The sequence below is a fragment of the Hymenobacter sp. BT188 genome, from assembly GCF_014333585.1.
Taxonomy (GTDB): domain Bacteria; phylum Bacteroidota; class Bacteroidia; order Cytophagales; family Hymenobacteraceae; genus Hymenobacter.
Genome location: NZ_JACSCW010000002.1, coordinates 108,132 through 132,656 on the forward strand (window position 1 = coordinate 108,132; position 24,525 = coordinate 132,656).

At 54.4% G+C, this 24,525-nt stretch carries 24 protein-coding genes and 1 tRNA gene; 18 read left to right on the forward strand and 7 right to left on the reverse strand.

Translation table 11 applies throughout. The annotated features are described in order from the left end of the window. Positions 1-201 precede the first annotated feature (201 nt). From H8B13_RS04550 to H8B13_RS04595, 10 genes are all read left to right on the forward strand, one after another. Positions 202-2,247, forward strand: coding sequence for a GMC family oxidoreductase N-terminal domain-containing protein (locus H8B13_RS04550; RefSeq protein ID WP_187309668.1), 2,046 nt, complete (start codon positions 202-204; stop codon positions 2,245-2,247). 102 nt (positions 2,248-2,349) lie between these two features. Beyond that, a complete protein-coding gene (locus H8B13_RS04555) occupies positions 2,350-2,787 on the forward strand; it encodes a hypothetical protein (RefSeq protein ID WP_187309669.1) in 438 nt (145 codons plus the stop codon). 493 nt (positions 2,788-3,280) lie between these two features. Further along, entirely contained in the window at positions 3,281-3,997 is a 717-nt protein-coding gene (locus H8B13_RS04560) for an ABC transporter ATP-binding protein (RefSeq protein WP_187309670.1), read from the forward strand. An 81-nt stretch (positions 3,998-4,078) separates the two neighbouring features. After that, positions 4,079-4,600 (forward strand): hypothetical protein, encoded by a 522-nt coding sequence (locus H8B13_RS04565; RefSeq protein ID WP_187309671.1) that lies wholly within the window; start codon positions 4,079-4,081, stop codon positions 4,598-4,600. 93 nt (positions 4,601-4,693) lie between these two features. Next, positions 4,694-5,935 (forward strand): ABC transporter permease, encoded by a 1,242-nt coding sequence (locus H8B13_RS04570; protein WP_187309672.1) that lies wholly within the window; start codon positions 4,694-4,696, stop codon positions 5,933-5,935. A 60-nt stretch (positions 5,936-5,995) separates the two neighbouring features. Next, positions 5,996-7,237 (forward strand): ABC transporter permease, encoded by a 1,242-nt coding sequence (locus tag H8B13_RS04575; protein ID WP_187309673.1) that lies wholly within the window; start codon positions 5,996-5,998, stop codon positions 7,235-7,237. A 94-nt stretch (positions 7,238-7,331) separates the two neighbouring features. Further along, positions 7,332-8,447 carry an efflux RND transporter periplasmic adaptor subunit gene (locus tag H8B13_RS04580; RefSeq protein ID WP_187309674.1) on the forward strand — a complete coding sequence of 372 codons (1,116 nt, stop codon included), beginning with the start codon at positions 7,332-7,334 and terminating at the stop codon, positions 8,445-8,447. Between the two features lie 101 nt (positions 8,448-8,548). Then, entirely contained in the window at positions 8,549-9,685 is a 1,137-nt protein-coding gene (locus H8B13_RS04585; protein WP_187309675.1) for a DUF3616 domain-containing protein, read from the forward strand. 56 nt (positions 9,686-9,741) lie between these two features. Beyond that, positions 9,742-10,275, forward strand: a complete 534-nt coding sequence (locus H8B13_RS04590; RefSeq protein ID WP_187309676.1) for an acyl-CoA thioesterase — start codon at positions 9,742-9,744, stop codon at positions 10,273-10,275. Positions 10,276-10,370: 95 nt separating this feature from the next. Then, positions 10,371-10,940, forward strand: coding sequence for a type 1 glutamine amidotransferase domain-containing protein (locus tag H8B13_RS04595; RefSeq protein WP_187309677.1), 570 nt, complete (start codon positions 10,371-10,373; stop codon positions 10,938-10,940). A 170-nt stretch (positions 10,941-11,110) separates the two neighbouring features. Here the strand turns inward: H8B13_RS04595 and H8B13_RS04600 are convergent, their stop codons facing one another. Both H8B13_RS04600 and H8B13_RS04605 read right to left on the reverse strand, forming a co-directional pair. After that, the gene (locus tag H8B13_RS04600; RefSeq protein WP_187309678.1) at positions 11,111-11,641 is read right to left on the reverse strand and encodes a DUF6992 family protein; all 531 of its coding nucleotides are present in this window, start codon (positions 11,639-11,641) and stop codon (positions 11,111-11,113) included. Positions 11,642-11,718: 77 nt separating this feature from the next. After that, a complete protein-coding gene (locus H8B13_RS04605; RefSeq protein ID WP_187309679.1) occupies positions 11,719-12,399 on the reverse strand; it encodes a porin family protein in 681 nt (226 codons plus the stop codon). 198 nt (positions 12,400-12,597) lie between these two features. On the opposite strand from H8B13_RS04605, the gene H8B13_RS04610 reads away from it, so the two are divergent. Together H8B13_RS04610 and H8B13_RS04615 are read left to right on the forward strand one after the other, a co-directional pair. Further along, a tRNA-Val gene (locus H8B13_RS04610) sits at positions 12,598-12,672 on the forward strand. Positions 12,673-12,891: 219 nt separating this feature from the next. Further along, entirely contained in the window at positions 12,892-13,797 is a 906-nt protein-coding gene (locus H8B13_RS04615) for a histone deacetylase (protein ID WP_187309680.1), read from the forward strand. Here the strand turns inward: H8B13_RS04615 and H8B13_RS04620 are convergent. The 3 genes from H8B13_RS04620 to H8B13_RS04630 all read right to left on the reverse strand — a co-directional run bounded on the left by H8B13_RS04620 (position 13,794) and on the right by H8B13_RS04630 (position 16,935). Then, positions 13,794-14,492 (reverse strand): methyltransferase domain-containing protein, encoded by a 699-nt coding sequence (locus tag H8B13_RS04620; RefSeq protein ID WP_261990240.1) that lies wholly within the window; start codon positions 14,490-14,492, stop codon positions 13,794-13,796. The two genes, H8B13_RS04615 and H8B13_RS04620, sit on opposite strands and share 4 nt — an antisense overlap. Positions 14,493-14,553: 61 nt before the next feature. Further along, positions 14,554-15,672 carry a type III polyketide synthase gene (locus H8B13_RS04625; protein ID WP_187309681.1) on the reverse strand — a complete coding sequence of 373 codons (1,119 nt, stop codon included), beginning with the start codon at positions 15,670-15,672 and terminating at the stop codon, positions 14,554-14,556. A gap of 153 nt (positions 15,673-15,825) precedes the next feature. Next, positions 15,826-16,935, reverse strand: a complete 1,110-nt coding sequence (locus tag H8B13_RS04630; RefSeq protein ID WP_187309682.1) for an NAD(P)/FAD-dependent oxidoreductase — start codon at positions 16,933-16,935, stop codon at positions 15,826-15,828. Between the two features lie 167 nt (positions 16,936-17,102). Between H8B13_RS04630 and H8B13_RS04635 the strand changes: the two genes are divergently transcribed. Then, positions 17,103-17,480: a T9SS type A sorting domain-containing protein gene (locus H8B13_RS04635; protein WP_187309683.1), complete on the forward strand. Its 378-nt coding sequence runs from the start codon at positions 17,103-17,105 to the stop codon at positions 17,478-17,480. A 416-nt stretch (positions 17,481-17,896) separates the two neighbouring features. Here the strand turns inward: H8B13_RS04635 and H8B13_RS04640 are convergent, their stop codons facing one another. Beyond that, positions 17,897-18,979 (reverse strand): flavin-containing monooxygenase, encoded by a 1,083-nt coding sequence (locus H8B13_RS04640; protein WP_187309684.1) that lies wholly within the window; start codon positions 18,977-18,979, stop codon positions 17,897-17,899. A gap of 311 nt (positions 18,980-19,290) precedes the next feature. On the opposite strand from H8B13_RS04640, the gene H8B13_RS04645 reads away from it, so the two are divergent. Further along, positions 19,291-20,139: a DNA/RNA non-specific endonuclease gene (locus H8B13_RS04645; protein ID WP_187309685.1), complete on the forward strand. Its 849-nt coding sequence runs from the start codon at positions 19,291-19,293 to the stop codon at positions 20,137-20,139. A gap of 410 nt (positions 20,140-20,549) precedes the next feature. On the opposite strand, the gene H8B13_RS04650 is transcribed toward H8B13_RS04645, so the two are convergent. After that, positions 20,550-21,137 carry a DUF4468 domain-containing protein gene (locus H8B13_RS04650; RefSeq protein ID WP_187309686.1) on the reverse strand — a complete coding sequence of 196 codons (588 nt, stop codon included), beginning with the start codon at positions 21,135-21,137 and terminating at the stop codon, positions 20,550-20,552. Positions 21,138-21,806: 669 nt separating this feature from the next. Here H8B13_RS04650 and H8B13_RS04655 point away from each other — a divergent pair. From H8B13_RS04655 to pyrE, 4 genes are all read left to right on the forward strand, one after another. Next, complete coding sequence (locus H8B13_RS04655) at positions 21,807-22,025, forward strand: hypothetical protein (RefSeq protein ID WP_187309687.1); 219 nt, start codon at positions 21,807-21,809, stop codon at positions 22,023-22,025. A 104-nt stretch (positions 22,026-22,129) separates the two neighbouring features. Further along, the gene (locus H8B13_RS04660; protein WP_261990241.1) at positions 22,130-23,008 is read left to right on the forward strand and encodes a dihydroorotate dehydrogenase; all 879 of its coding nucleotides are present in this window, start codon (positions 22,130-22,132) and stop codon (positions 23,006-23,008) included. 51 nt (positions 23,009-23,059) lie between these two features. Then, on the forward strand, positions 23,060-23,827 hold the full coding sequence (gene pyrF / locus H8B13_RS04665) for an orotidine-5'-phosphate decarboxylase (RefSeq protein WP_187309689.1): 768 nt from the start codon (positions 23,060-23,062) through the stop codon (positions 23,825-23,827). Continuing rightward, positions 23,820-24,452: an orotate phosphoribosyltransferase gene (gene pyrE, locus H8B13_RS04670; RefSeq protein ID WP_261990242.1), complete on the forward strand. Its 633-nt coding sequence runs from the start codon at positions 23,820-23,822 to the stop codon at positions 24,450-24,452. The genes pyrF and pyrE overlap by 8 nt, the downstream gene beginning before the upstream one ends. Positions 24,453-24,525: the final 73 nt, after the last annotated feature.

The window sequence follows — 24,525 nt, forward strand, 5'->3', positions numbered from 1 at the left end:
AGCATTAGCAGGCGTCGGTCTGAGAAGCTAAGGATGACAGTAGAACTAGTGCGTCTTTATAGTTTATAAACAGACATTAATTCGTGACGTCAGATAGGTTTTCGCTTCTCAAACTACGCGGCATGCCGAGTATATCGAAAAAAATACCGATATTTTCAGACCCGCGATCAGCGCGATCAATACTCTGCTTCTGAATTGATTATGAATCCCACTCCCGCCCATCGTGCCCTTCTCAATGCTCTCGCTGATACATTTATTCCCAGCATTGAAGGCAAAACTGAGAAGGCAGAGTTCTGGGCCCAGCGTGGCTCCCAGGGCATAGACGTCGACAAAGCTTTTGCCGCTATTTCGGCTCAACCGGAAGGGGCTCAGCAGGAGTTTAAGCAACTACTGAAGCTGCTGGAAAACCCAGCTTTAGGACTGACTTGGTTTGGGCCACTCAAACCCTTTGTGCGTCTGGATGCGGCCCAGCGCCAGCAGATGCTCCAAAGCTGGGCGGGAAGTAATGTACCACAGCTGCGCAAAGGCTTTCACGCGCTTCGCAAGCTGCTTACATTTCTTTTTTACGGCTCGTCATCGGCGGAAAAAAGCAATGCTACCTGGGCGGCACTGGGCTACCCCGGCCCACTTCCCGATGCAGTAGTTGACTCTTCAAAACCTCTCAAAACCCTGCGCCCCACCACCGACGTCACCTACGACTGCGACGTGCTGGTGATAGGCAGCGGAGCTGGCGGCGGGGTAGTCGCGGCTGAGTTGGCTGTGGCTGGCCACGACGTTTTGATGCTCGAAAAAGGCCCTTACTGCCACGGCTGCGATTTCACCCAGCGCGAAGTAGACATGATGGGCCAACTCTATGACGCCCGCGGCGCGCTCTGCACCCAAGATGGCGGCGTGGCTTTATTGGCTGGTAGCTGCTTGGGCGGCGGCACTACCGTCAACTGGGCCGGCTCATTTCGCACTCCCGATTATGTGCTGGAAGAGTGGGCTAAAGAGCACCAAGTGCCACACTTCACATCCGCCGAATTCAAGAGCAGCCTCGATGCCGTTAGTCGCGCCCTGAGTGTAAACACTGACTACACTCGGCACAATGGTCAGAACCAAGCTTTACTGGAAGGCTCGGCTAAGCTAGGGCAGAGCACCAAGCTGATTCCAAGGAACGAAAAAGGCCTCACCGATTCTGAGGAACACTTTCGAGGCCTTGGCTACACGACCCTCGGCGACCGGTACGGCATCAAGCAAGGCACTTTAAACACCTACTTGCCCCAGGCTTTCGCCCACGGCGCCCGCCTACTGGCCGATACCCGCGTGGAGCGCGTGACGGTGCAGGCCGGCCAAGCTACTGGTGCCGAAGCCGTGCACACCACTTCCGACGGCAAGCAAGTACGCGTAACGGTGCGGGCGCGGCGCGTGGTGGTATCCGGAGGCGCCATCCAGACGCCGGCGCTGCTCCTGCGCAGCGGTTTGCGGCACCCACACCTTGGCCAGCACCTGCACTTGCACCCCACGGTGGCTGTTTCAGGGCTGTATCCGCAACTGATAAATCCGTGGCACGGGCCGAGCATGTCGGTAGTAAATGACTGCTTTACGCGCCTCGATGGCACCAACTTCGGGGTGAAGCTAGAAACGCCCCCCGCCCACGCTGGCCTGATGGCCATGGTGCTGCCCTGGCAATCGGGCGAGCAGCATAAGCAGTTGATGCTGAATGCCGCCCATCTCGGCAACTTCATTGTACTGACCCGCGACCGGGATGGTGGCCGTGTAACAATTGATCAGCACGGGGCTCCACTGGTCGACTATGTACTCAGCGCTTTCGACCGCAACACGATGCTGCGAGGCGTGCGTGCCGCCGCCGAAATTCATGTGGCGGCTGGGGCGCATACGGTGTATTTGCCTCACGGTACCCTGCCCACGCTCCACGCTCAAAACGGTGTGATACAAAACCCGGAAGTGTTGGAGAAGCTGCCGCACTTAGGCTGGAAACCGAACCAGTTCAGCTTATACAGCGCCCACCAGATGAGCACTTGCCGCATGGGCGGCGTGCGCGCAACGCACCCATTGGCGCCCAGCGGCGAAACTTACGAGGTTAGCAACCTGTACGTGGCCGATGGCTCGGCCTTTCCCGCCTGTAGCGGCGTCAATCCCATGCTGACTATTATGGCGCTGGCCCACTATACTGCTCAGGAAATAAAGGCTGGATTGGTAGCCAACGGCGAAAAAACGAGGCCACAGCTGGCCGTTAGTGAGTAGGTTTTGGTAAGCAGAGCCAGGACATTTATATGTGGCAGGAGGGAGGAGATGGCCATTTGCCGAGTTTTCGCGTATGCAGGGCACACTCCTACATTTTGTCCCATGCGTTCCGCCCCCTTCTTCCTTGCTCTGGCCTTGCTGATGGCCACTACGTTTAGCTGTGCCCGTCGCAAAAAGGCGAACATTCCTAATGCCCCCACAACGACCACCGCTGCCCCGGCACCTGCTCCGGCTGCGCCCGTAGAGCGTCGTGCCGCCCGCGACCTGACCGACGTGATGACCGACGAGCTAAAACTGCTACCCGATCAGCAAGTGAAGGTGCGCGCTATTCTGACCTCTACTGTGGAGCAGGTGAATGAAGCTCAGAAAAAGCACGGCGCCGACCGTACGGCTTTAATGACTGACTTGAAGGCCATTAATGCTCGCTCAGAAGGCCAGCTCAAACAGGTTCTCACCCCTACCCAATACCAGCAGTATCAAACCAAAAAGCGGGCTATGCAAGCCGAAATGCAATCCCGTAAGTCGGGTGGTGGACGCTAGAAAGATTTTGGGCTGTTAAGGTCTAAAGCAATACAAATGCAATACAGATAGTTGGTCATGCAGAGCGGAGCGAAGCATCTCGCGTGTTTAGTTGTTTAGCTTGGCAATGTCAGCACGCGAGATGCTTCGCTCCGCTCTGCATGACCGTTTTGATAAGTGTTCAAGAAAAAGCCCCCCAGCGTAATGTTGGGGGGCTTTTTCTTGAATGATAGTTTCGCGCACCATTAGTCTTATACAGCTAAGGCGCTGACAGCTAATATTTTGAAAATATATTGATTTCAGCAATTATACTTCCATCTCTCGAGGCAACCGTTGGTCTATTCTAAGCATCTTTTGAGTTGCTGGATACATCTATAGAAAAGTAAAGCCGCTGGTTATCAGAGCTTATCTATAAATTAATACAACACATTCTTTGAATTCTAAAGAAAAGTATTCTACTTTGTATTGCCCACTACTAGGTTAGGCACTTAACCCGGTTTTTGCTCTTCCTGTTATGATTGAGTTGCGCGATATCCGTAAAAGCTACGAAGTAGGTCCCAACCGACTAACCGTCCTCAAAGGCATCGACCTACACATACGGGAAGGGGAGTTGGTAAGCATTATGGGCTCGTCGGGGTCGGGGAAGAGCACCTTGCTCAACATCCTCGGTATTCTCGACGACTACGACAGCGGCGAGTACCGGCTGGCAGGTAACCGCATCGACCGCAACCTCTCGCAGACGCGGGCCGCGCAGTATCGCAATCAGTTTTTGGGCTTTGTATTTCAGTCGTTTAACCTGCTGAGCTTCAAAAACGCCATGGAAAATGTGGCGCTGCCGCTTTACTATCAGAAAATAGGGCGCAAGGAGCGCAACCGTATGGCCTTGGAATACCTCGACCGCGTGGGCCTGCTCGATCGCGCCGACCACTTGCCCAGCGAACTGTCTGGGGGACAAAAACAGCGTGTAGCTATTGCCCGCGCCCTTATTAGTCAGCCCAAGCTCATCCTGGCCGACGAACCCACGGGCGCCCTCGACACCCACACTACCCAGGAGGTGATGGACATTTTCAAGCAGGTAAATCGGGAAGGCATGACCGTCATCATTGTGACCCACGAAAACGACATTGCCGCCCAAACAAGTCGCGTGATTCGGGTGCGCGACGGCCTGGTGATAGACGATGAACAAAGCACTGATGAGGAGATGCTGGCTTCCCAGCGCTTCATCAGCTAGATCACAAAGCATCGGCTTCGCTAAGCTGAATATCTGCTCACTTCTTCCCTCTAAACACGAACGACCTAACCTTTCTGAGCTATGAAAAAGAACTTACTGATTTGGGTACTGCTACTGCTGGTAGGCACCGCCCAGGCCCAGGTTACGACCAACGTGGCGAAAAATGTATCCGGGAATGTAGACAAGCAGGCGTTGTCCAAGCAGATAACTCAGCTAATGCGCAACCCAAAGAAGCCGCATCAGGACTTGCAGTTTGCGCTCAGTGGCTGCCACGCCCAGCAGATCATTCGCGATAACAAAGCCGATGTGGAGATGTCGCAGCCGGTGTCGGTGAGCTATAGCAAGGGTGATTCGGGCTGGGGCGTGAAGCTCAAGGACGGCGTGTTTGAAATGAAGCTGGACTTTGAATGGGCTGACGTAACCGGCTTAAGCTATGAGGCAGAAACCGATGACGACAACCAGAAATATTACGAGCTGAAAATAAAACGCCAGAAAAAGGGCGGCGACAGTATCACCTTCGACTTACCCTTATACACTACCAACGAGACAGTGGTAAAGAACGTGATGCAGCGCCTGGAAAAAGTGCGCCAAAGCTGTAAATAAGCCAGAAAAAGCCCCCCGGCATGCAGCCTGTCGTCTCGTCAAGAGCACAGATAAGTTAACTCCTTACTACCTCATAAATCAGCACCAAAAGCCGTGTTTGACGTTGATAAGTGGCAGGAAATTCTGGGCACGATGCGCCGCAACAAGCTGCGCACCTTCCTGACTGCGTTTGGGGTATTTTGGGGGATTTTTATGCTGGTGCTATTGCTGGGCGCAGGCAAGGGAATGGAGAACGGTATCTTCAAAGAGTTCGGTGCCGGCGCTCGCAATAGCTTGTATATCAGTGGCGGTAAAACGTCTATTCCTTACAATGGCCTCAAGCCTGGCCGCGAAATCAAGCTCACCAACGTTGACCAGGAAGCTATTCGCCGTCAGGTAGATGGCGTGGAATTGCTGGCTACCCGCAACCGGCTTTTTGGCGAGTACACCATCATGCGGGGCACCAAAAACGGCTCGTATCAAGTGTTTGGAGCCAGCGCCGACTTCTTCGACTTGAACGGCGAGGTGCTGCATTCAGGCCGCTTGCTGAATCCGATGGACGTGATTGAGCGGCGCAAAGTGATGATTCTGGGGGAGAAGGTGCGCAAGGTGTTGTTTGGTGATGAGCCGGCCCTAGGCGAATACGTGCAGGTGAAGGGCGTTTTCTTCAAAATAGTGGGCACCTTCACCAACACCCAAAACCAAGGCCGTAGCGAGGAACGGGCGTACACGCCATTCAGTACCTTCCAGACAACGTTCAATCAGTACAATCAAGTGCAGCTTTTTGGTCTAACCTCGCAGCCAGGTATTCCAGTAAAGCAGGTAGAAGACCAAGTACGTGTGCTACTAGCCACTCGCCACAAGTTTGACCCTGCCGATAAGGAGGCGCTCGACTTAGAAAACAACGAGGAGGAAGTACAACGTTTTCAAGGCTTATTCACTGGTATTAAGCTGTTTGTATCCATTATTGGCGTGCTTACGCTAGTGGCGGGCGTGGTAGGCGTGAGCAATATCATGCTCATCATTGTACAGGAGCGCACCCGCGAAATAGGGGTGCGAAAGGCCTTGGGTGCTACCCCTTGGAGCATTATCAGCATGATTCTGCAAGAGTCGGTAGTCATTACAGGCTTGTCAGGCTACCTGGGGCTGCTGGCCGGCGTGGCTGTGCTCGATGCGGTACGCTATGCACTGGACCAAGCCGGCGGTACTACGTCCTACTTCGATCGGCCGGAAGTAGATGTGACAGTGGCCGTTAGCGCGATTATCCTGCTGGTAGTTGCCGGAGCCATAGCTGGTTTGGTACCCGCCATGAAAGCGGCCAATGTGAAACCAATTGAAGCTTTAAGAGCCGAATAAAAGCCCCCCGGCGCCTTCTCAACGATTCACGAAACTGGAGCCTAGTATTCCCTCAACACCATGTTCGATCTTGATAAATGGAGCGAAATCTGGAGCACCGTGCGGCGGCACAAGCTGCGCACGGGGCTGACGGCGTTCGGCGTGTTTTGGGGAATATTTATGCTGGTCGTGCTGCTGGGCGCAGGCAAAGGCTTCCGTAATGGGGTAGAGCAGGAATTTAACGTAGCTAAAAACGCCATTTTCGTCTGGACACAGCGCACCAGTGTTCCTTACATGGGTCTGAAGGCGGGACGGTTCATCCAGCTCACCAACGACGACGTGCGGGCCATTGAGCGCCAAGTGCCGGAGGCCGCTTTCATCTTGCCGCGCTGCGAGCTGCATGGCACATTTACAGTGCAGGTGCCGCCCAAAAGCGGGGCGTTTACGGTGAAGGGCGAGTATCCTGGCTACCCCGCCATTCAGGCCTTGAATCTGCAGAAAGGCCGCTTTGTGAATGAGATGGACATTCGGGAGCGGCGTAAGGTGGCCATTATCGGCGACCGGGTGGTGGATGTGCTCTTTATGGGGGCCGACCCTATGGGTAAGTACATCAATATCAAGGGTATTTACTTCCGCGTGGTGGGCGTGTTCAAAGGTACTGGCCGACCCGAAGAGGCCCAGCAGAATGCGCAAACCATCTTTGTGCCGCTGACTACGCTGCAAATTGCTTTCAACCAAGTAAATAAGGTAGACTACTTCGCCTTCATTCCAAAGCCCGGCATTCCGGCCGCCATCGTGGAAACGAAGGTGAAAGAAGTGCTGCGGCGTCAGCACAAAGTAGCCCCCACCGACGACCGCGCTTTCGGCTCGGCTAATGTGGAGGAAGAATACGCCCGTGTGCAGGGCCTGTTTACGGGTATTTCGGGCTTTAGCTGGCTCGTGAGTATTGGGACTATTCTGGCCGGTATTATCGGTGTGAGCAACATCATGCTGATTGTGGTGAAGGAGCGCACCAAGGAAATCGGGATTCGGAAGGCGCTGGGAGCTACTCCCTTTAGCATTGTGAGCCTGATTGTGCAGGAAAGCATTGTGCTGACGGCCGTGGCCGGTATGGTAGGGCTACTGGCCGGCACTGCGCTGATGGCTGGTATCAATAACCTAATTGCGGGTGAGCAGATGAGCTTTTTTGCCAATCCTCAGGTGGATGTCGGCGTCGCCCTCACGGCTATTGGGCTGCTGGTGTCGGCCGGTGCGTTGGCTGGGTTGGTGCCCGCCACTATTGCTGCACGCGTGCAGCCGGTGGTGGCTTTGAAAGATGAGTAACGATTGGCCTCATCCCCTCGCCCCTTCTCCTAGGGGAGAAGGGGCGAGGGGATGAGGCCTCCACCAGAACAACAAACTCAATTACACAACACCCATGAAACGCTTCTTCCTCGCTCTCTTAGTGGTATTGCTGTTGGCTGGTTTCGGCTGGCTAGGCTACTATTTCTACCGCCAAGCCAACGTTGACCCCATTGTGTACAAAACGGAAAAGCCGTTTGTAGCGGATATTGTGAAGAAAACAGTGGCCACGGGCAGCATTGTGCCGCGGCGGGAAGTTTTGATTAAGCCCCAGGTGTCGGGGATTGTGGAGGAGTTGTATGTGGAAGCGGGCCAGCCCGTAAAGGAAGGTCAACTCATTGCCCGCATTCGCACTGTGGCCAACGCTGCTAGCGTCAACGCCGCCCAAACTGGTATTCAGGCCGCGCGCATTGCCCTGGAAACCAGCAAAACCGAGCTGGATCGGCAGCAAAAGCTTTATGACCAAAAAGTAATTGCTCAGCAGGAATACCTACGCTTTCTGAATGATTATCGGGCGAAGAAGCAAGCCTTAGACGCGGCCGAAAGTAACCTCCAGATTGCCCAGCGTGGCGCCTCCCGCAACACTGGCGGCTCTTTGAACCTAGTGCGTTCTACCATCACAGGGCTTCTGCTGGATGTACCGATCAAAGTGGGCGCGTCGGTAGTGGAGCGCAACAACTTCAACGAGGGCACCACCATCGCCTCCGTGGCCGATATGAAAAGCCTCGTATTTGAGGGCAAAATCGACGAGAGCGAAGTGGGCAAAGTGCGCGAGGGCATGGACCTAAATCTGACGATCGGGGCGCTGGAAAACCAGGCGTTTCCGGCCACGCTCGAATATATTGCCCCTAAAGGTGTGCTCGAAGAAGGCGCTATTAAGTTTCAGGTACGCGCCCGCCTCAACCTCAAGCCCGGCCAGTTCCTCAGGGCCAACTACTCGGCCAACGGTGACATCGTGCTAGGTCGCCGCGACGACGTGCTGGCCATTCGCGAAAGCCTGTTGCAGTTTGGCAAAGTGAACAAAGACAGCGTGTTCGTGGAGATAGAAAATGCCCCCCAGCAGTTCCAGAAGCGCATGATCAAAACGGGTTTATCGGATGGTATCAACGTTGAAATCGTGTCGGGGCTGAGTAAGGAGGACAAGGTGAAAGTGCTGGGCCCACCGGTTGAGGACGAGAAGAAAAAGTCATAAGACGCCAGTAGGTATTGTGAATGGTATAGAACGGCGCTACAAGGGTAAAACTCTTACCCCGGTGGCGCCGTTTGCACACCACTACTTACTTCCCCCTCGCTGTGCGCCGCCAATCCTACACCCTCCATTTCAATCCGAAGCTCAGCTTCAATGCTGACAAAAAACACGTGCGCGACGGCCTCTCCACGGTGCTGCGCACGGGCGACAACCTCTGGCTGAGCTGCGACGAGCGCACCACCATCGAGCGCCTGCGCCTTGTTGGGCCCCACGAGTTTGGCGAGCACTGTTCGTATGAGCTAACCGACCTGCTTGATTTGCCGTCTGATGAAGATGAGGAGATTGACATTGAAGGCATGGGTGAGGCCGATAACTACCTCTGGCTGGTCGGCTCGCATAGCTTGAAGCGGAAAAAACCCGATCACAAAGACACGGATACGGCCAAGCAAATAGCTCGGCTGGCCAAGATTGAAGAAGAGCCGAATCGATATTTGCTGGCGCGTATTCCGCTGGTGCTGAACGCCGAAACCGGCGATTATGAGCTGCACAAAGAAGCGCCGCATCCCACCGATCCTTCCCAAACACTGACCGTATCGCAACTGCATAGCAACAGCGACAGTGATGCCAATGAGCTATTCGACTTCCTGTCGGAAGATCCGCATCTGAAGCCATTCATTAAAATTCCGGGCAAAGACAATGGCTTCGATATTGAAGGCTTAGCAGCCGCGCCAGATGGGCGGCTGTTTGTGGGACTGCGCGGGCCCGTGCTCCGGGGGTGGGCTATTGTGTTGGAATTGTTGCCGAAAGAAGACAAAAAAGGCCGCTTGCGCCTCGATAAAATAGACGGCGCCGAGCAGGTGTATTACAAAAAGCACTTCCTCGCCTTGGGTGGCATGGGCCTGCGCGAGCTACGCCAAATTGGCCCCGATATTCTGATGCTGGCTGGCCCAACCATGGACCTCGACGGCACCATTGCCGTGTACCGCTGGCCCAACGCCCTTGTGCAGCCCCTGGATAGCCTCATCGGCCCCGATAAGATTCATCGCCTCTTTGATGTGCCCCATGGCCATGGGCCTACGTCGGGTCAGGATAAAGCCGAGGGCATGGCCGTACTCGACGATAAGCACGTACTCATCGTGTTTGATAGTCCGACGGAAGCACGCAAAAAAGCCCCCAACGAAGTCGTAGCCGACTCTTTTCTGCTGCCCGGCCCGGATAGTGCACCCCAGCCACAAGGGTAGGGGCGCTACGCATTTCCATTCCTCTACTGCCTAAAAAGCTTTCAGCCTTTCTGCTCATGGCCTCTAATTCGTCCTTAGTTCGCACGCCCGAAACCAAGCACCGCATTCACTTTCAGGATTGCGATATGCTGGGCCACCTCAACAATGCCCGCTACATCGACTATTTCCTCAACGCTCGCGAGGAGCACACCACCCAGCATTATGCCCTGAACCTGGGGGAGTTGGCTCGGGAATCGCAGGCCGGCTGGGTGATTACCAAGCATCACATAGCCTATCTGCGCCCCGCCAATCACGGGGAAGTAGTGGTGATTCGCACCCAGCTTATCCATTTCGATAACTCCAATTTGGTGGTTGAAATGCAGATGCTTAGCGAAGATGGCGTCCGTATTAAGGCCTTACTTTGGTCAGAAATGGCCTTCGTGAATGTGCGCACCGCCACCCGCACCGACCACGCCGATGCCCTGATGGACATGCTCGATGCCCTCGACATTGAAGATGTAGAATATGACCCCGACGGCTTCGATGAGCGCGTGCGCTACGTGCGCAAGCAGCTCAAGCGCGAGCGGGGCGAAAAGGAGAGCACGGAGTAACCTGTTCAACTCGCTTGCGTTAAACTAAAACCGGAACTGCTCTGCGCGGTCCGGTTTTTTGTTTGTGTAGTGTGTACTCTAAAAAGCTAAAAACCATGTCATTATTTGGAAGTGAGAAACTAAAAGGTAAGAAAATAGCCATCGTAGCCACCGACGGTTTCGAGCAGTCGGAGCTGGAAGAGCCGAAGAAATATCTGGAGAATGAGGGTGCCGAAACCCACGTTATTTCGCTGAAAAGCGGCTCTATCAAGGGCTGGGACAAAGACGATTGGGGCGACAAGGTGAGCGTAGATAAGCTCATCGGCGATGCCCGCGTAGACGACTACGATGCGCTGGTGTTGCCTGGGGGGCAAATTAACCCCGACAAGCTGCGCGTGGAGCAAAAAGTAGTTGACTTCGTGACCGAGTTTATGCACTCGGGCAAAGTAGTGGCCGCCATCTGCCACGGGCCTTGGGTACTGGTAGAAACTGGCCTGCTGCGCGGCAAAAAAGTAACCAGCTACCCCAGCATCAAAACCGACCTGAAGAACGCCGGTGCCCTGTGGGAAGATAGCGAAGTAGTAGTCGATAAAGGCCTTATCACTAGCCGCAATCCCGATGATATTCCCGCTTTCAATAAAAAGATTGTTGAGGAAATTCTGGAAGGTGTACACGCCGTGCGCTAATTGCAATCCGGAGTACTAATAATTAAAAAGCCCCCCAGATCAATTCTGGGGGGCTTTTTAATTGCTGTGATTCAGAATGTAGAGACGCGTATTTGCGTCTAATTGTTGAACGACCAGTGCTAACGAACCTGCAACCGCGACAATTAAGACGCGAATACGCGCCTCTACCGTTAAGCAAGCAGTTCCAGCAGTTCGGCCGCAAATTGATGATACACAAAATAGAAGCACGCATCAAATACCAGCAAAAAAGCCCCCTGCACCCATAAGGAGCGACCAAAGCCAAGCAGCCGCTCAGGCCGGTGGTTTGTGGAGGCAGGGCGGGCTCGGAGCCAACTGCCTGTGGCTATGTATGCCACGTCGAGGCCGGCGTTGAACAGCAAGATTTTCTCGAAGTTGAATTGCGCCGTGAAGCTGTCGGCCAGTGTCATGCCGGTAACTTGGTTGGGGTGCGCATTAAGTATTCCGTACACGGCCAGGGCCACATTGACCATATTCCAGCCTACGTTCATCTGATGGAAGTAGTGCCACTCGGTGCGCTTGTCAGTGCGCGTTACGAAGTAGCCACTCACCACTAAGTTCAGCAGGGCCCAGGCACCTAATACACCCATACCACGCTCAGCCAGCAGCTCCCGGCTACGATTAATAAGAGGTAACGCGTCGGTAGGATCGGGGAGAACGAGGAGCAGGGTGGCAAACGGCATAGCGAACGGCAAGGAAAACGACACAAAAAAAGGAAGCCGCAGTGGGCTTCCTTCTTGAAAAGACTGATAGGGGCAAATTAGTTAGAAATGCCGATTCCGAGGTACACCTGGAACACGCCATTTTTCACGTTATCATAAGCATCAGCACCGGCATCCTGCGGGTCGTTGTAGATGTCGGCTAAGCCAAGGTCGTAGCGGGCGCCGAGGCGAGCCGGACCAACGCGGGCTTCTACGCCGCCTACCACACCGTACTCCAGGCTGTTGAGGCCAACATCCGAAATGCTGCGCTCTCGCCCGGCGTACTTGGCATTGACGAGCAGTGAAACCTGCGGACCAACGTGAATACTGACGTTGTCGACGATATTGTAAACGAGCAGTACGGGTACCTGTAGGTAGTCGAGGCGGGTTTCCTCTTTGCTGCCAGCAGGTTGGCCCGTTACCAGGTCAAAAGCTTGGGCATCAAAGCCTTTGCGCGAAAATAAAAACTCCGGCTGAATGGAGAATTTTTCGTTTAAGGCGAACTGGGCATACACGCCGGCGTGGTAAGACTTGAGGCTTTCGAGGTCTTGATAAGCACCTTTGTCCTGACCGCGCAAGTCGGATAGGTTGAAGCCTGCTTTTATGCCGAATCCGTTGTTGCGTGAGTCGCTGCTGCCAACGCCGTAGTCGGTGGAGGAGCGCACGCCGATAGGGCCATCTTGAGCAGAAGCAGAGAAAGCGGCGGCGCAAAACGTGAAGAGTAGGAGTAGTTTTTTCATAAAACAAAACGGGTAAGAAGGGGGCAAACCTGTTGCCAGCTGGTAATAATGCTAAGGTGAGACGAACTGGATTGTAGGTTTCTATAGCACGTTACGCGCTAGCTCCGCTGAGGTTAAAAAAATTTGTTGCCTCACGGAGTAGCATCAATAGATGAGGCGTGTATATTTGGCCCTTTCCGGCCGCCGCCAGTTGGCTTTGGGGTATTAGCTCAGTTGGTTCAGAGCACTACCTCGACAAGGTAGGGGTCACTGGTTCGAGCCCAGTATGCCCCACTTAAAGCCGAGCCCCGCTACGTGTAGCGGGGCTTTTTTATGCCCAAGTGCTAACAAAGGTTACGGAATTACATTACTAAGTGGCACGCTCGGACCGTCATGCAGAGCGCAGCGAAGCATCTCGCTCACGGTCGTGAGGTTATTGATCGCGCTAAACACGCGAGATGCTTCGGCTCCGCCTCTGCATGACGGACGAGTTTCATACTACTAACCTATTACATGCTTTCTATTGCCTGGGCACCGCTTTATGCCCACCCGCTGCCCGATGGCCACCGCTTTCCGATGCTGAAGTACGAACTGCTACCCGAGCAGCTCCTGCGGGAGGGGGCCATTACGGAAGCCAACCTATTTGCCCCTCAGCCGCCTGCGGCCGCAGAAATTTTGCGTACGCATACGGCAGACTATTACCGCCGGCTGCGCCTCGGCCAGCTCACGCGCCAGGAAGAGCGGGCGACAGGTTTTCCATGGTCGAAGCAATTAATTGAGCGCGAAGTCACTATTCTGGGCGGCACGATTGAGTGCGCTCGGCGGGCTTTGCGTCACGGCGTAGCAGCCAATATTGCCGGTGGCACCCATCACGCTTTTGCCGACCGGGGGGAAGGTTTCTGCCTGCTTAATGACCAAGCCGCGGCAGCTAACTACTTGTTAGCTCATGAACCAGCCATTCAGAAAGTCCTGATTATAGATCTGGATGTGCATCAGGGCAATGGCACGGCGGCTATTTTCCAGCATGATCCGCGGGTATTTACCTTCAGCATGCATGGCGCCCGCAACTATCCGCACCGCAAAGAGCTATCGGACCTCGACTTGCCTCTTGCTGACCAAACTGACGACACCACGTATCTGAAACTACTCGCCGATACGCTGCCGCGCCTGCTGGACGAGGTGCAGCCCGATTTCGTGTTTTATCTGGCTGGCGTTGATGTGCTGGCGACGGATAAGCTCGGCCACCTTGCCCTTACCCGTAAAGGCTGCCACCAGCGCGACCAGTTTGTGCTCGAGCTTTGCCACCGCCATCAGCTGCCGGTAGTGGTGTGCATGGGTGGCGGCTACTCCGAGCGTATCGCCGACATTGTAGAGGCGCACGCCAATACGTTTCGGATCATGCAGGAGCTGTATTTTTAGATAATTACCTGCCAACGGAAGGCCCAGCGCCAGCTTAGCTCGTAGTGTTCAATGTCAGCCTGCTGTAGAATGCGCTGCCAATCTGCTTTGGTGAAAGCCCGCGCCACCGACAGCGGCGCATCATTCCGCACTAGGTAGGAGCCCCGAAATAAACGCGTAAGCCATTTGATGCTATGATAAGCTACCGGGTGCCGGTGCAAGTCGTTAATAATCACCGCTACACCGGCTTGTTGACACAGCTGTCGCAGCAAGCCGGCCAATTCAGCATCCGTGAAATGATGACAGAACAAACTGCAGGTGATGACATCAAAATGCTGGGCTCGGAATTCCGGCGCAAAAATATCCTGCTGTTGAAAGCTGATTTCTGGGTAGGCTCGGCTTTTTTCGGTGGCGTAGTTTAGCATAAACGGGTTAGCATCAATGCCAACCAACTCTACGGGTATGTGGTGGCGCTTGGCCCAGCGGGCAATGAAGCGTAGGGTGTCGCCGCCGCCGCTGCCCAGGTCTGCGAGGCGCAGCGGGCGTCTGGGGGGCATTTTGGCGCGCAGGCGCTCTAACGCATCCGTCACCACCCCGTAGCCGCCCAGGCGGGTATTGATGAACTCCAGCTCATCCAGATTCTGCCGCAGCGCATCGGACGCCAGGGTCAGGTCGTCCATGAGTTCGGGCTCGGTGGCGCGCTGGCGAAGATTCATGCGTCTGGGGGGGGGGGTTGAGTAATGAACGAGGTGCTTGACGCAGAGATATTTGCCGGAACTAATTGTCGCCAAAAGCCACTTTCAGCAGCATCGCCTCCAGTGTCAGGCCCGGCCCAAAGGCAAAGCTCAGCACCGGCGCGTCCCGGTCGGTTTCGGTCAGCGACTGTAGCAACTCGTGCAGCACAAACAGCACTGTGGCCGACGACATATTGCCGTAGTCGCGAAGCACTTGGTAAGCGAAACGGTTGTCGTGCGTAGTTAGTCCCAACTCCTGCTCAATGGTTTCCAGAATCTTGCGCCCGCCGGGATGAATGGCAAAGTGGTGAATGTCGGGTAGCTGAATGGGCAAGTTTTCGAGCAAGCCATCCGTCAGCTCCCGGATGCCTTTCTGAATCAGGCGCGGCACGTACGAAGAAAGTGTCATCTCGAAGCCAAAATCGTTGATGTGCCAAGCCATATCAGCGTGCCCATTGGGTTCAATGCCACAATGAAAAGCCGCAAGCTCTAAGCTGGCCCCATTGGCGGCTGGCACGGCCCGCACTAGCGCCGCCGCCGACCCATCGCCAAACAATGCGTTGGACACTAAGTGGTCTTCCTCCCGGTTTTTCTGAAAATGAATAGTGCAAAGCTCCGTGCTCACAATAAGCACGTTTGCGCCAGCGTCGGCTTTGCAAAAAGCATCGGCCAGCTTCAAGGCATTAAATGCCGCGTAGCAGCCCATAAAATTGACACAGGTACGCTGCACATTGGGCCGCAAACCTAGCTTCTGCACCAGCTCCAGATCCAGGCCCGGTGCGTACATGCCCGTGCAACTCACCGTAATCAAGTGCGTGATGCTGGCCAGCGTAACCTCTGGTACCTGGCGCAGGCAGTCCTGCGCCGCCCGCACCGACAAGGGTAACGCGCACTCTCGGTACACGGCCATGCGCTGCCCTACCGACGGAAACGGCTCTAGGTCAGGGGTGTTAGGGAAGAAATCGAACTCGCCGTTGGACCGGCTATAATCAGCTAAAACAGAGTAGCGCTGGCCGATACCCGTGACGCGGTAGAGGGCGAGCAGCTTGCGCGCCTCGTTCTCATCGAGTTGCAGGGCCTCGGCCATAAAGGTGGCAATTTGGGGCTGCGGAATAACATGGGTAGGGTTGGCCGTGCCGATGGCACACAGGTAGCTGCTCATTAAGCGAAGTATACGCAAATTACCGCCCCGGTGCCGGTGCAAGTTTTTGCCTGATTAGGTGCTCTATCGAAGAGCATAGCTATGCTTACGTAGGAGACGGACAATCAGGTTTTTCCGTCCGGCGCTATCTGATTTGTGGCTGTATTATCCGCCTCAAAATACTTCACCGTGGGTTTGCCGCATCAGGGCGCGTACGGCTCCGGGCCAGTAGCGCAAGCCGCCCACAGCAGCTTCGCTTAAAAAAGGCTTTCCAAAAAGCCCCTGCACGGCCCGCCCCACCCGCAAACGCCCGCCAAAGTGCGCTTGCCACTCGCGTTGATAAGTAGCTTCCAGCACCGGCCTTGTGGTGCGGCCCGTCAGAAACTCGTGAATGTGTGCGCTGGCTACCTGGGCGCCGTGAATAGCCATGGCCATGCCGTTGCCGCAGAGCGGCGTAATCAGGCCTGCCGCGTCGCCGCACATCAGAATGTGGTTTTCCACGCAGTTTTTGGGGGCAAAGGATATTTCGTTGATAACCTCCGGCTGCGGGTACAGGAACTCAGCATCCCGAAAAATGCCCCCCAGCCGCGGATTGCGGGCCAGTACCTGCTCTTCCATAGCCGGAATAGTGCCGTGAGCCTTAAGGTTCTGGCGAGTAGTGAGGTAGCAGAAGCAGTATTTATCTTCTTCAATAGCAGAGATGCCTGCGTAGCCATCGGCGAAGTTGTGCAAGGCAATCAGGTTGCGCGGAAAGTCGAGCCGTACGTGGTATTTTACACCTAGGTAAGGTGAACGCCTAGTGAAAAACGGCCGCTGCAACTGGCGGTCGAGGTTGGCGCGCTTGCCGTACGCGCCCAGCACAACGCGGGCCTCCAAAACCCTGCCGTCGGCCAGGCTTACGTGGTGCACATCATCAATAAACGTGACATCTGTGACGGTAGCTCCCTGGTGAAACTCCACCCCGCGCGCCTCGGCCTGCTGATACAGGAAATAATCCAGTGTGTAGCGGCTCACTCCAAATCCACCCAGATCGAGCGGGACGGTGAGCGTGCGGCCCGCCGGCGAGCTGAGCAGAAACTGCGTAATGTTGGCTGGCTTTAGTACCGCTGGGTCTACGCCAAGCCGCCGCAGGTAAGGCAGCACCTCATTGGATACGTACTCTCCGCAAACCTTGTGGAACGGGTACTGCTTGCGCTCCACCACCGTAACGTGGTGCCCCCGGCCCGCCAAATCCAGCGCGGCTGTAAGGCCCCCCAAACCCCCACCAATAATAAGAACGTCCAAATTTTTTTTGAATATAAAATGGTGAAAAACAAGGCCGAATCCTTTATTTATAGAAGATAAGTTATATTTTATGTATCTTGTTGAAATTCAAGCGTTACCTTTGCAAACCAAATTGAGCGTCTGACGTTAAGATTTTAACCGATGCGCCAATCGCCTAACGGTCTGATATGATGAAAACTCTACGCTTACTATTGTGTTTTTTCGCCTTCGTGCTTGGCCCGCTGTGCACTGGCGTGCCGGCTGCCAATGCGCAGCCCGCCAGTCCTACTACATCCAGCCGTCCGACCGCTGATGAAAAAAACGTATTGGTGTATCCCAACCCCAGCACTGGTATTGTTCATATAGATATTAACGGCTTCAATGGCCGCAAAACGGAGCTGCGTATTCTGAACGTGATCGGCTCCGTAATCTACCGCGAATCGTTGATTGAATTTAATGGCCGCTTCACCAAAACCCTTGACCTGAGCAGGTTTGCCAGCGGCCTTTACTATGTAAAGCTCGAATCGGATAACGCCAGCGAAATGCGTAAGCTGGTAATCCGATAACATTGCTACTTCGTCGCTTAAAAGAAAAGCAGCCTCACCATATCGGGGGCTGCTTTTTTTATGAGCTAAGAGCAAAAAAACGGTCCTTACGCAGTAGTAAGGACCGTTTTTGCGACTTTGCAGTCAAGCGCTACCTAGCGGTTCGGAATCCGAATCGGCTGGGGCTTCAGCATAGCCTTGAGGTTATCCAGAGTGTTGAGGGCGATGAGGGCAGTAGCAATCATCAACCCTACAAAAAGAAGGAAAGACATACGAGTGGGAGTTTAAGGCGAGAAAGAAATAAAACCGGAGTCAACACGCCAACGCAACAAGGCCGGTTAGTAAATGTACTCTCTTGAACCTCAGAACCCGGCATCAGGTTTCAGCATAATTATGTGCTTTTTGATCTTTTCCATCATCATAGGCACAGTTAGTAGCTACCCGACCACTTTATCGTGCGGCTGGGTTTTAAACAGTTGCTCTACAACGTAGCGAGCATCGGCACCCACGCCGCCCATCAGGGCAGAGCCCCGACTGTTGAGCCAGGGCAAGCCGAGGAAGGCCAGGCCCGGCGCGGCCGTCAGGCCACGGTAGTGTTTGGGGTAGCCGTCAGCATCGAAAATGGGGGTTTCAATCCAGCTAAAATTGGGTCCGAAGCCGGTGGCCCATATCACGGCTTCCAGGGTAGGAGTACTGGCGTGGCGGCCGCGCAAAATGCCCCCCGGATCTACGCCCAGCGCCCGCCCGATGAACCGGGCATTGGGGAAAGTGCGCAGTCGGGCCAGGTCGCCGCTGACCACGGGCTCAGGCTGCCGCATCATGTATGAGCCTACCACCGAATGGCGCGACGCCCGCAGCAGTCTGGTGGCGGTGAGCATCGCCCACATCAGCATATTATTGGGCATGGCCGGCGTGTGTTCGTCGAAGGCGGCGTACACAGGCCGGACGGTTGAGGCTAAATCGGCTGCAATTTGCAGGGCTGAGTTGCCACTGCCTACTACCGCCACTGGCCCGGTACCGGCTACTTGCTGCGGGCACTGGTAGTCGCGGCTGTGAAGCTGAACAACCTTGTGAGGAAGCTGGGGGGCAAATTCGGGTCGGCGTGGGGCATTGTAGGCACCCGTACACACTATCACCCGTCGCGCCTGATACTGCCGGCCCGCCGTGGTACTGATAGCATAGCCGTTTGGGGTTGGTGATACGCGGGCAACACGCTGGGAAAGATGCAAGGGGAAGTGAAAGTGCTCGGCGTACGTGCTCAGGTAAGCAGCCGCTTCATCTTTGGTAGGATAGCGAAATTTGCCCCCCGGCCACTCCAGGCCGGGCAAGCTGCTGGCCCAGGCCGGGGAGAATAAGCGCAATGCCTCAAATCGCGACGCCCAGACGTCGCCCACGGCAGCTCGCTCGTCCAGAATTACGAACGGTACGCCCCGGCGCTGCACATAATAAGCTGCCGCCAGTCCGGCCTGTCCTGCCCCGATAATAAGCGTGTCAACCGAAAAAGCGTCAGTAGAAGGCATGGAAGAGTGTTGCAGGAAGTAGAAAAGCTAGCCAAATGTATCTATTGTTGCGGGCCGCTAAAAAAGCCCCCCAGAAGGGAACAACTCTTGTGCTCGATTCCGTGAGGTAACTCATGGTAGGGTCAGGCCACATAGTTTATCAGCTGAAAAGCCTTTCGGAAACAATTTAAAAGGACTTTTATATGCAACCGCTAACTGAAGCGTTTGGCCCACTATAAGCCTGAATTCATAAATATTGGCTTAGCAGGGCGCACCTTTGTTGTTCAATCTGCAGCCTTGTCCTCACATATATTACTTCGCTTTCTCATACGATGAAGCATATTTTCTATCGATTGCTCTGTATTGGCTTGCTGAGCACTCTTGCCGTTTCCTGCTCCGATGATTCTGTAGCACCTGCCGAAGTTCGTGATAACCCGCTGGCGATGGGCAATCCTAGTGGCGCGACTACGGACCCTGCCTCTTATACCAATTACCTGATGGAGAAACCCCAGTATGCTCTGTCGTATCACCGCGACCGGGGCACACCCAACTGGGTTAGCTGGCACTTGAGCAAAGCGTGGCTTGGTAGCGCTTCACGTCAGGACAACTTTGCGCCCGACAATGCTCTGCCCACCGGCTGGTTTCGGGCTACCAGTGCCAGCTACACCGGCTCAGGCTTCGACCGGGGCCACAATTGCCCTTCCGCCGACCGCACTGGCTCGGTAGCCGATAATTCGGCTACCTTCCTGATGACCAACATTATACCGCAGGCTCCTAATAACAATCAGCGTACCTGGGCTGACCTCGAAAACTACTGCCGCACCCTCGTCGATTCGGGTAATGAGCTATACATTATTTGCGGAAGCTACGGCAGGGGAGGTACTGGCTCTGATGGCCAAGCGAATACCATAGCAGACGGCAAAATAACAGTGCCCAACCGCATATGGAAAGTGATTGTGGTACTGACAGCGGGCAGCGATGATGTAAGCCGCGTCGCGGCTGATACGCGCGTTATTGCTGTTAATACGCCGAATACCAGCAACCTGAATCCTGAGTGGGCCACTTACCGCACCTCCGTAGATGCTATTGAAAAAGCAACTGGCTACGACCTGCTGTCAGCTGTGTCCGCATCGGTGCAGAGCGTCGTGGAATCTAGGGTCGATGATGGGCCGGTAAACTGAAGCTCTGTCCTCAGCATCAGTCCGGGAGTGGCTTATGCTACTGTTGTCAGTACTAGAAGCTTATCAAATGAATATTGGAATTATTGTATAAAAATTAAGGCACTACTTTTGTATTAACTGCCCCGAGTGAATATGGAAGGGATTTGAAAGCCGCGCTGCAACGCGGCTTTCTGCATTTTATAGCTCGGCTATAAGGGGATGATAGTTAGAAATAAAATTGCTAATAAAAGCCGCCTAATCTGAGAGTAATCTAAATTTATCGGGTATTAGCAATTCAGCCTCCACACCCGCTTTTGTCGTGGCGTTACAGGTTGAGCTTAACCTGGTGTCAGGTGCGCTTGCTTAGGTTGCCACGTGGCTAAGGTTAGCATTGGGGGCTTTTTTAGGCTTTTAGCAGCAGTATTGGCTGGTTATTCTTCACCATCAGTAGGTAAGCCTATTTCTCCATCTTTTACTACAGGCTGGCTGTTCATGTAAGAGCGAAAGGCCGATGCTACATCGCTGGCAACGGCATTGGCCTGGGCCGTTACACGTCGGTCGTTGCGCGTGCGTGTATTGGTGCGCTCCTCGCTGAGCTGCTTTATGTATTCCTCAAGAGGCACCATAACCGTGGGATCTTTCTCATCCGGAACGACGCGAAAAGTGCTTACATTATAACTATAGCCTTGCTCCGTGATGCCAAACCGGAAGTTGAAGTGCAGAATACGTACCTGCTCAGGACCTGAGGTCTTGGCCGCCGCCATCTTTATCTTGCTCGTGCCCGTCAAGCTAATCTCCTTCGTTTCCGGGTTAGCCTGAACGTTGCTTTTAGGGTTGTATAGAAACTTCTCTTGGGTCCACAATAACGCGTGGTGATACAGGGTAACGGAGTTGCTACCTTCTACAGGTACCTTCTCGCTATACGCTATAGGAGTCGTCGGAGCGATGCCCTGTGCCTGCGTAGCTGAGGAAAATAAGCTTAAGCCACTCACTAACAGGGCTACGATTATTTTTTTCATACTCAAAGAATAGAAATAGAAAAGGTCAGATAATCGGAACGCAAATATAGGTCCCAACTGATTGCACACTGCTGAGAGTATTTGCAATATGTAATGATGAAGGGTTCGCGCTCCGCCCATACCAATTGGATGAATGACATTTCAGGTGGTAAGTGGCAAATCAGCTTTTCGGGCCTTACACTATATAAGCGCTACATGAAATAATAGTCAAAAGTAATAAATTGTATTATAACAATAAGGCGCCCGTTCGCTATAAGTAATGCTTAAAATAGCAAAAGGGAATATAGAGTTAAAGACAGATAGTGTTCAGTACTACTAAAAGCAAAAGAGGATACCAGATAAAAATTTATTTTTCAGATAGTTGACTAGCTCTGATGCTAAAATCGGTATGCCTTCATGAGAGTGGTTTATGACTAGTTGGTAACATTGCGGTAACATTAAATTAATTTGTATCCTCTTGGAGGTGTGGAAAGTATTAGTACTTTTGCGTCGTGCTCCACCCTAAGAATAAAATCTAATGAAGCGCAGAACGCCCCATAGCGCCGTTCTGCGAGAAGACCGGAAGGTCTTTTGTTCCGTTGGTCTTTCCATTTTTCCTGTTTTTTCCGTTCACCGCTCCGGTTTCCGAAGCGGTTTTTTTATGTTAGGTTGAGTCGGTAGGCAGCGAGGATGCTTTGTATCCAACCCTCTACTCATAACTTTTTCAAGCTTCACGTCAACATGCAAGACAACCTCGCCCCTCAAGCCGCGGCCTTCGGTGCCATCCGCAGCGTGAAGCTGCACTCCGGTGCTGGTGTCGGTATGGCCCGCGTAGCCCAGTTCATCCTCGGCCAGAAGGACATCCGCGACTGCGTTCCCTTCCTGATCAACCGCGACAACATAATCTAACTAACTGACCAATAAAGCGCCCGGTGATGAACCGGGCGCTTTGCTTTTAGGGTTATTTTAGTTGAGGCTTCGATAAGAGTCAATAGTTTAAAGTAAAATCAATCATGCAGTTAGGCGCAGTTACACTTCAAAACCCCATCTGCTTGGCCGCGGCCTCCTGGCATCTGGATGGGCCGGGCTACGAGCGCCTAGGGGCCATTTTTACCCGCACTGTGACCATGGAGCCCAAGCCAGGACTGTATGAGCAAGGCATCTGGCAGGTAGCGGATCAAACTCTGCTCAACGCCACTAACATGCGCACTGAAAACGCGGAAATTCTGGTGCATGAGCATCTGCCGAATCTGCTGCGCTACGGCGTGCCGGTGCTGGTAAGCATCACCGCCCCAGGCATTCCGGGCTTCCGCAAAATCGCTCGCTTCCTCAAGCGCGAGGCTGGGGGGCAAATTGCGGGTGTCGAAGTTTATATCACCTGTTCTGATACGGCCAAAGGCGCCGAGATTACGCCCAAGTTTGTGCGCGATGCTACCGAAGCCGTGCGCAATGAGCTGGGGCCTGAGGCAATTATAGTGGTAAAGCTGCCCCCGTGGCCCGACTTTATTCGCGGTCTGGCGCTGGGCGCGCAGGAAGGTGGCGCTTCGGCTATAGCCGCGTGCAATACACTCAAAGGCTTACACTTACCTGATGATGCTAACACTGAGCCCCTTATCGGAGGGTTATCAGGCGAAGCGTTGCGGCCAGTGGCTTTGCGCTGCGTGTACGAGCTGGCCCATGATGCCCGCATTAAGTTGCCGATCTTTGGTACGGGGGGCATTTTTACTAGCAACCACGTCACCGATTACTTGCGCGTAGGTGCCAACGCTGTGCAAATTGCCAGCGGCGAGTGGCTAGAGCCTGGCCTGACCGCCCGCCTAGCCGAGGAATGCGCAAACGACTCTCATAGCGACGAGCAGGATATGTCCCGCTCCAATCTGGTCAGTCGCTGATGATAAGCTAGCAGCCTTTCCACCCACTGTAACAACCTAATAATAGGCCTCATGAACAAACTCACCACCCGCGTTCAGCAAGCCAATTCTCTCCTGTGCGTCGGCCTCGATCCCACCGGCGACGACGCCTTCGTAGCAGCGCGCCTGCGCGAAGTCATCGTGCAGACTGCTGAGTTTGCTGCTGCCTTCAAGCCGAATCTGGCTTTCTTTCTCTCCCGCGAAAACGGCGTGGCTCTCCTGCGCGAAACCGTGGCGCTGATTCCTAAGGATATTCCCGTCATCCTCGATGGTAAGTTTGGCGACATAGCTAACACCGCCGAGCACTACGCCCAATTCGCCTACGACCGCATTGGCGCCGACGCCGTGACGGTGAACCCTTACATGGGCGACGACGCCATTGTGCCCTTCGCCCGCCCCGACAAAATGGTGTTTGTGTTGGCCAAAACTTCCAACAAACCCACGCACTCCCTACAAGATGTTGCCCTAACTCGTGGTGGCTACGTGAGCGACTTGGCGGCTCGCGTATCGTGCGAGCTAGATGAGCATCACCATAATATAGGCCTAGTAGTAGGGGCCACTGATGCCGCAGCCATAGCCCGCGTGCGCGAAAGCTGCCCGACGCAGTGGTTCCTAGTGCCAGGCATCGGCGCCCAGGGCGGCGACTTAGCTGCCACGCTCCAAGCCGGTTTGCGCGCCGACGGGCTTGGGCTGCTCATCAATACTTCCCGTGCCATCTGGCAAGCGGCCGATGCTGGTGCCGCCGCCCGTGAATTAATGCAACAAATAAATGACCTCCGTCCCGTTACCACTCATGCCTGATTCTGCTGCTGAAATGACTTCCGAGACTCGTTTTGACGCCCCACTTCTAGAGCAGCAATTGATGCAAGAAGATGCCTTGCTCAGGGGGCATTTTCGCCTTTCCTCGGGCTTGCACTCCGATACCTACGTGCAGTGTGCCCGCTTTCTGCGTCGACCCGAGCTGGCTTCTCCGGCTATGGCTGAGTTGGCTCAGCGCATTCGCGAAGCTGGCATGCAGCCCGATGTAGTCGTTGGTCCGGCTATGGGCGGCGTGGTGGTGAGCTACGAGCTGGGCCGGCAGTTGGGCGTGCCTGCTATCTTTACGGAGCGCGACGATACCGGCCAAATGACCCTGCGCCGCGGCTTCACCTTGCAACCCGGCGAGCGAATTATTATCGCCGAGGATGTGGTGACTACGGGCAAGAGTACCAAAGAAGTAGCGCGAATTTTGGAAGGACTGGGGGGCAAAATTTTGGGTGTTGCGAGTTTAATTGATCGCACGGGTGGCAAAGCAGAGCTTTCTTTTCCGACCTTTGCACTGCTGCCGGTCACGGCGGCTACCCACGCACCCGATGATTGCCCGCTGTGTCGGGCAGGTATTCCGGTAGTAAAACCTGGCAGTCGGCCGGAGAAAGCGTTTTCTTAAACCTACCTGCTGGCTTCGGCCCGTAGGCAAGGCATTTTCGGTGTCCCGATTGTCGGGGCGCTTTTCCGCGGCC

Bases quoted from the DNA above. Each gene is read 5' to 3' on its own strand.
- H8B13_RS04555 (WP_187309669.1), top strand. From the start codon at position 2,350: ATGCGTTCCGCCCCCTTCTTCCTTGCTCTGGCCTTGCTGATGGCCACT.
- H8B13_RS04650 (WP_187309686.1), bottom strand. From the start codon at position 21,137: ATGAAAAAAATAATCGTAGCCCTGTTAGTGAGTGGCTTAAGCTTATTT.
- H8B13_RS04635 (WP_187309683.1), top strand. From the start codon at position 17,103: ATGATGAAAACTCTACGCTTACTATTGTGTTTTTTCGCCTTCGTGCTT.
- pyrE (WP_261990242.1), top strand. From the start codon at position 23,820: ATGCCTGATTCTGCTGCTGAAATGACTTCCGAGACTCGTTTTGACGCC.
- H8B13_RS04640 (WP_187309684.1), bottom strand. From the start codon at position 18,979: ATGCCTTCTACTGACGCTTTTTCGGTTGACACGCTTATTATCGGGGCA.
- H8B13_RS04595 (WP_187309677.1), top strand. From the start codon at position 10,371: ATGTCATTATTTGGAAGTGAGAAACTAAAAGGTAAGAAAATAGCCATC.
- H8B13_RS04590 (WP_187309676.1), top strand. From the start codon at position 9,742: ATGGCCTCTAATTCGTCCTTAGTTCGCACGCCCGAAACCAAGCACCGC.
- H8B13_RS04625 (WP_187309681.1), bottom strand. From the start codon at position 15,672: ATGAGCAGCTACCTGTGTGCCATCGGCACGGCCAACCCTACCCATGTT.
- H8B13_RS04600 (WP_187309678.1), bottom strand. From the start codon at position 11,641: ATGCCGTTTGCCACCCTGCTCCTCGTTCTCCCCGATCCTACCGACGCG.
- H8B13_RS04605 (WP_187309679.1), bottom strand. From the start codon at position 12,399: ATGAAAAAACTACTCCTACTCTTCACGTTTTGCGCCGCCGCTTTCTCT.
- H8B13_RS04645 (WP_187309685.1), top strand. From the start codon at position 19,291: ATGAAGCATATTTTCTATCGATTGCTCTGTATTGGCTTGCTGAGCACT.
- H8B13_RS04660 (WP_261990241.1), top strand. From the start codon at position 22,130: ATGCAGTTAGGCGCAGTTACACTTCAAAACCCCATCTGCTTGGCCGCG.
- H8B13_RS04575 (WP_187309673.1), top strand. From the start codon at position 5,996: ATGTTCGATCTTGATAAATGGAGCGAAATCTGGAGCACCGTGCGGCGG.
- H8B13_RS04620 (WP_261990240.1), bottom strand. From the start codon at position 14,492: ATGAATCTTCGCCAGCGCGCCACCGAGCCCGAACTCATGGACGACCTG.
- H8B13_RS04550 (WP_187309668.1), top strand. From the start codon at position 202: ATGAATCCCACTCCCGCCCATCGTGCCCTTCTCAATGCTCTCGCTGAT.
- pyrF (WP_187309689.1), top strand. From the start codon at position 23,060: ATGAACAAACTCACCACCCGCGTTCAGCAAGCCAATTCTCTCCTGTGC.
- H8B13_RS04615 (WP_187309680.1), top strand. From the start codon at position 12,892: ATGCTTTCTATTGCCTGGGCACCGCTTTATGCCCACCCGCTGCCCGAT.
- H8B13_RS04580 (WP_187309674.1), top strand. From the start codon at position 7,332: ATGAAACGCTTCTTCCTCGCTCTCTTAGTGGTATTGCTGTTGGCTGGT.
- H8B13_RS04560 (WP_187309670.1), top strand. From the start codon at position 3,281: ATGATTGAGTTGCGCGATATCCGTAAAAGCTACGAAGTAGGTCCCAAC.
- H8B13_RS04565 (WP_187309671.1), top strand. From the start codon at position 4,079: ATGAAAAAGAACTTACTGATTTGGGTACTGCTACTGCTGGTAGGCACC.
- H8B13_RS04655 (WP_187309687.1), top strand. From the start codon at position 21,807: ATGCTTTGTATCCAACCCTCTACTCATAACTTTTTCAAGCTTCACGTC.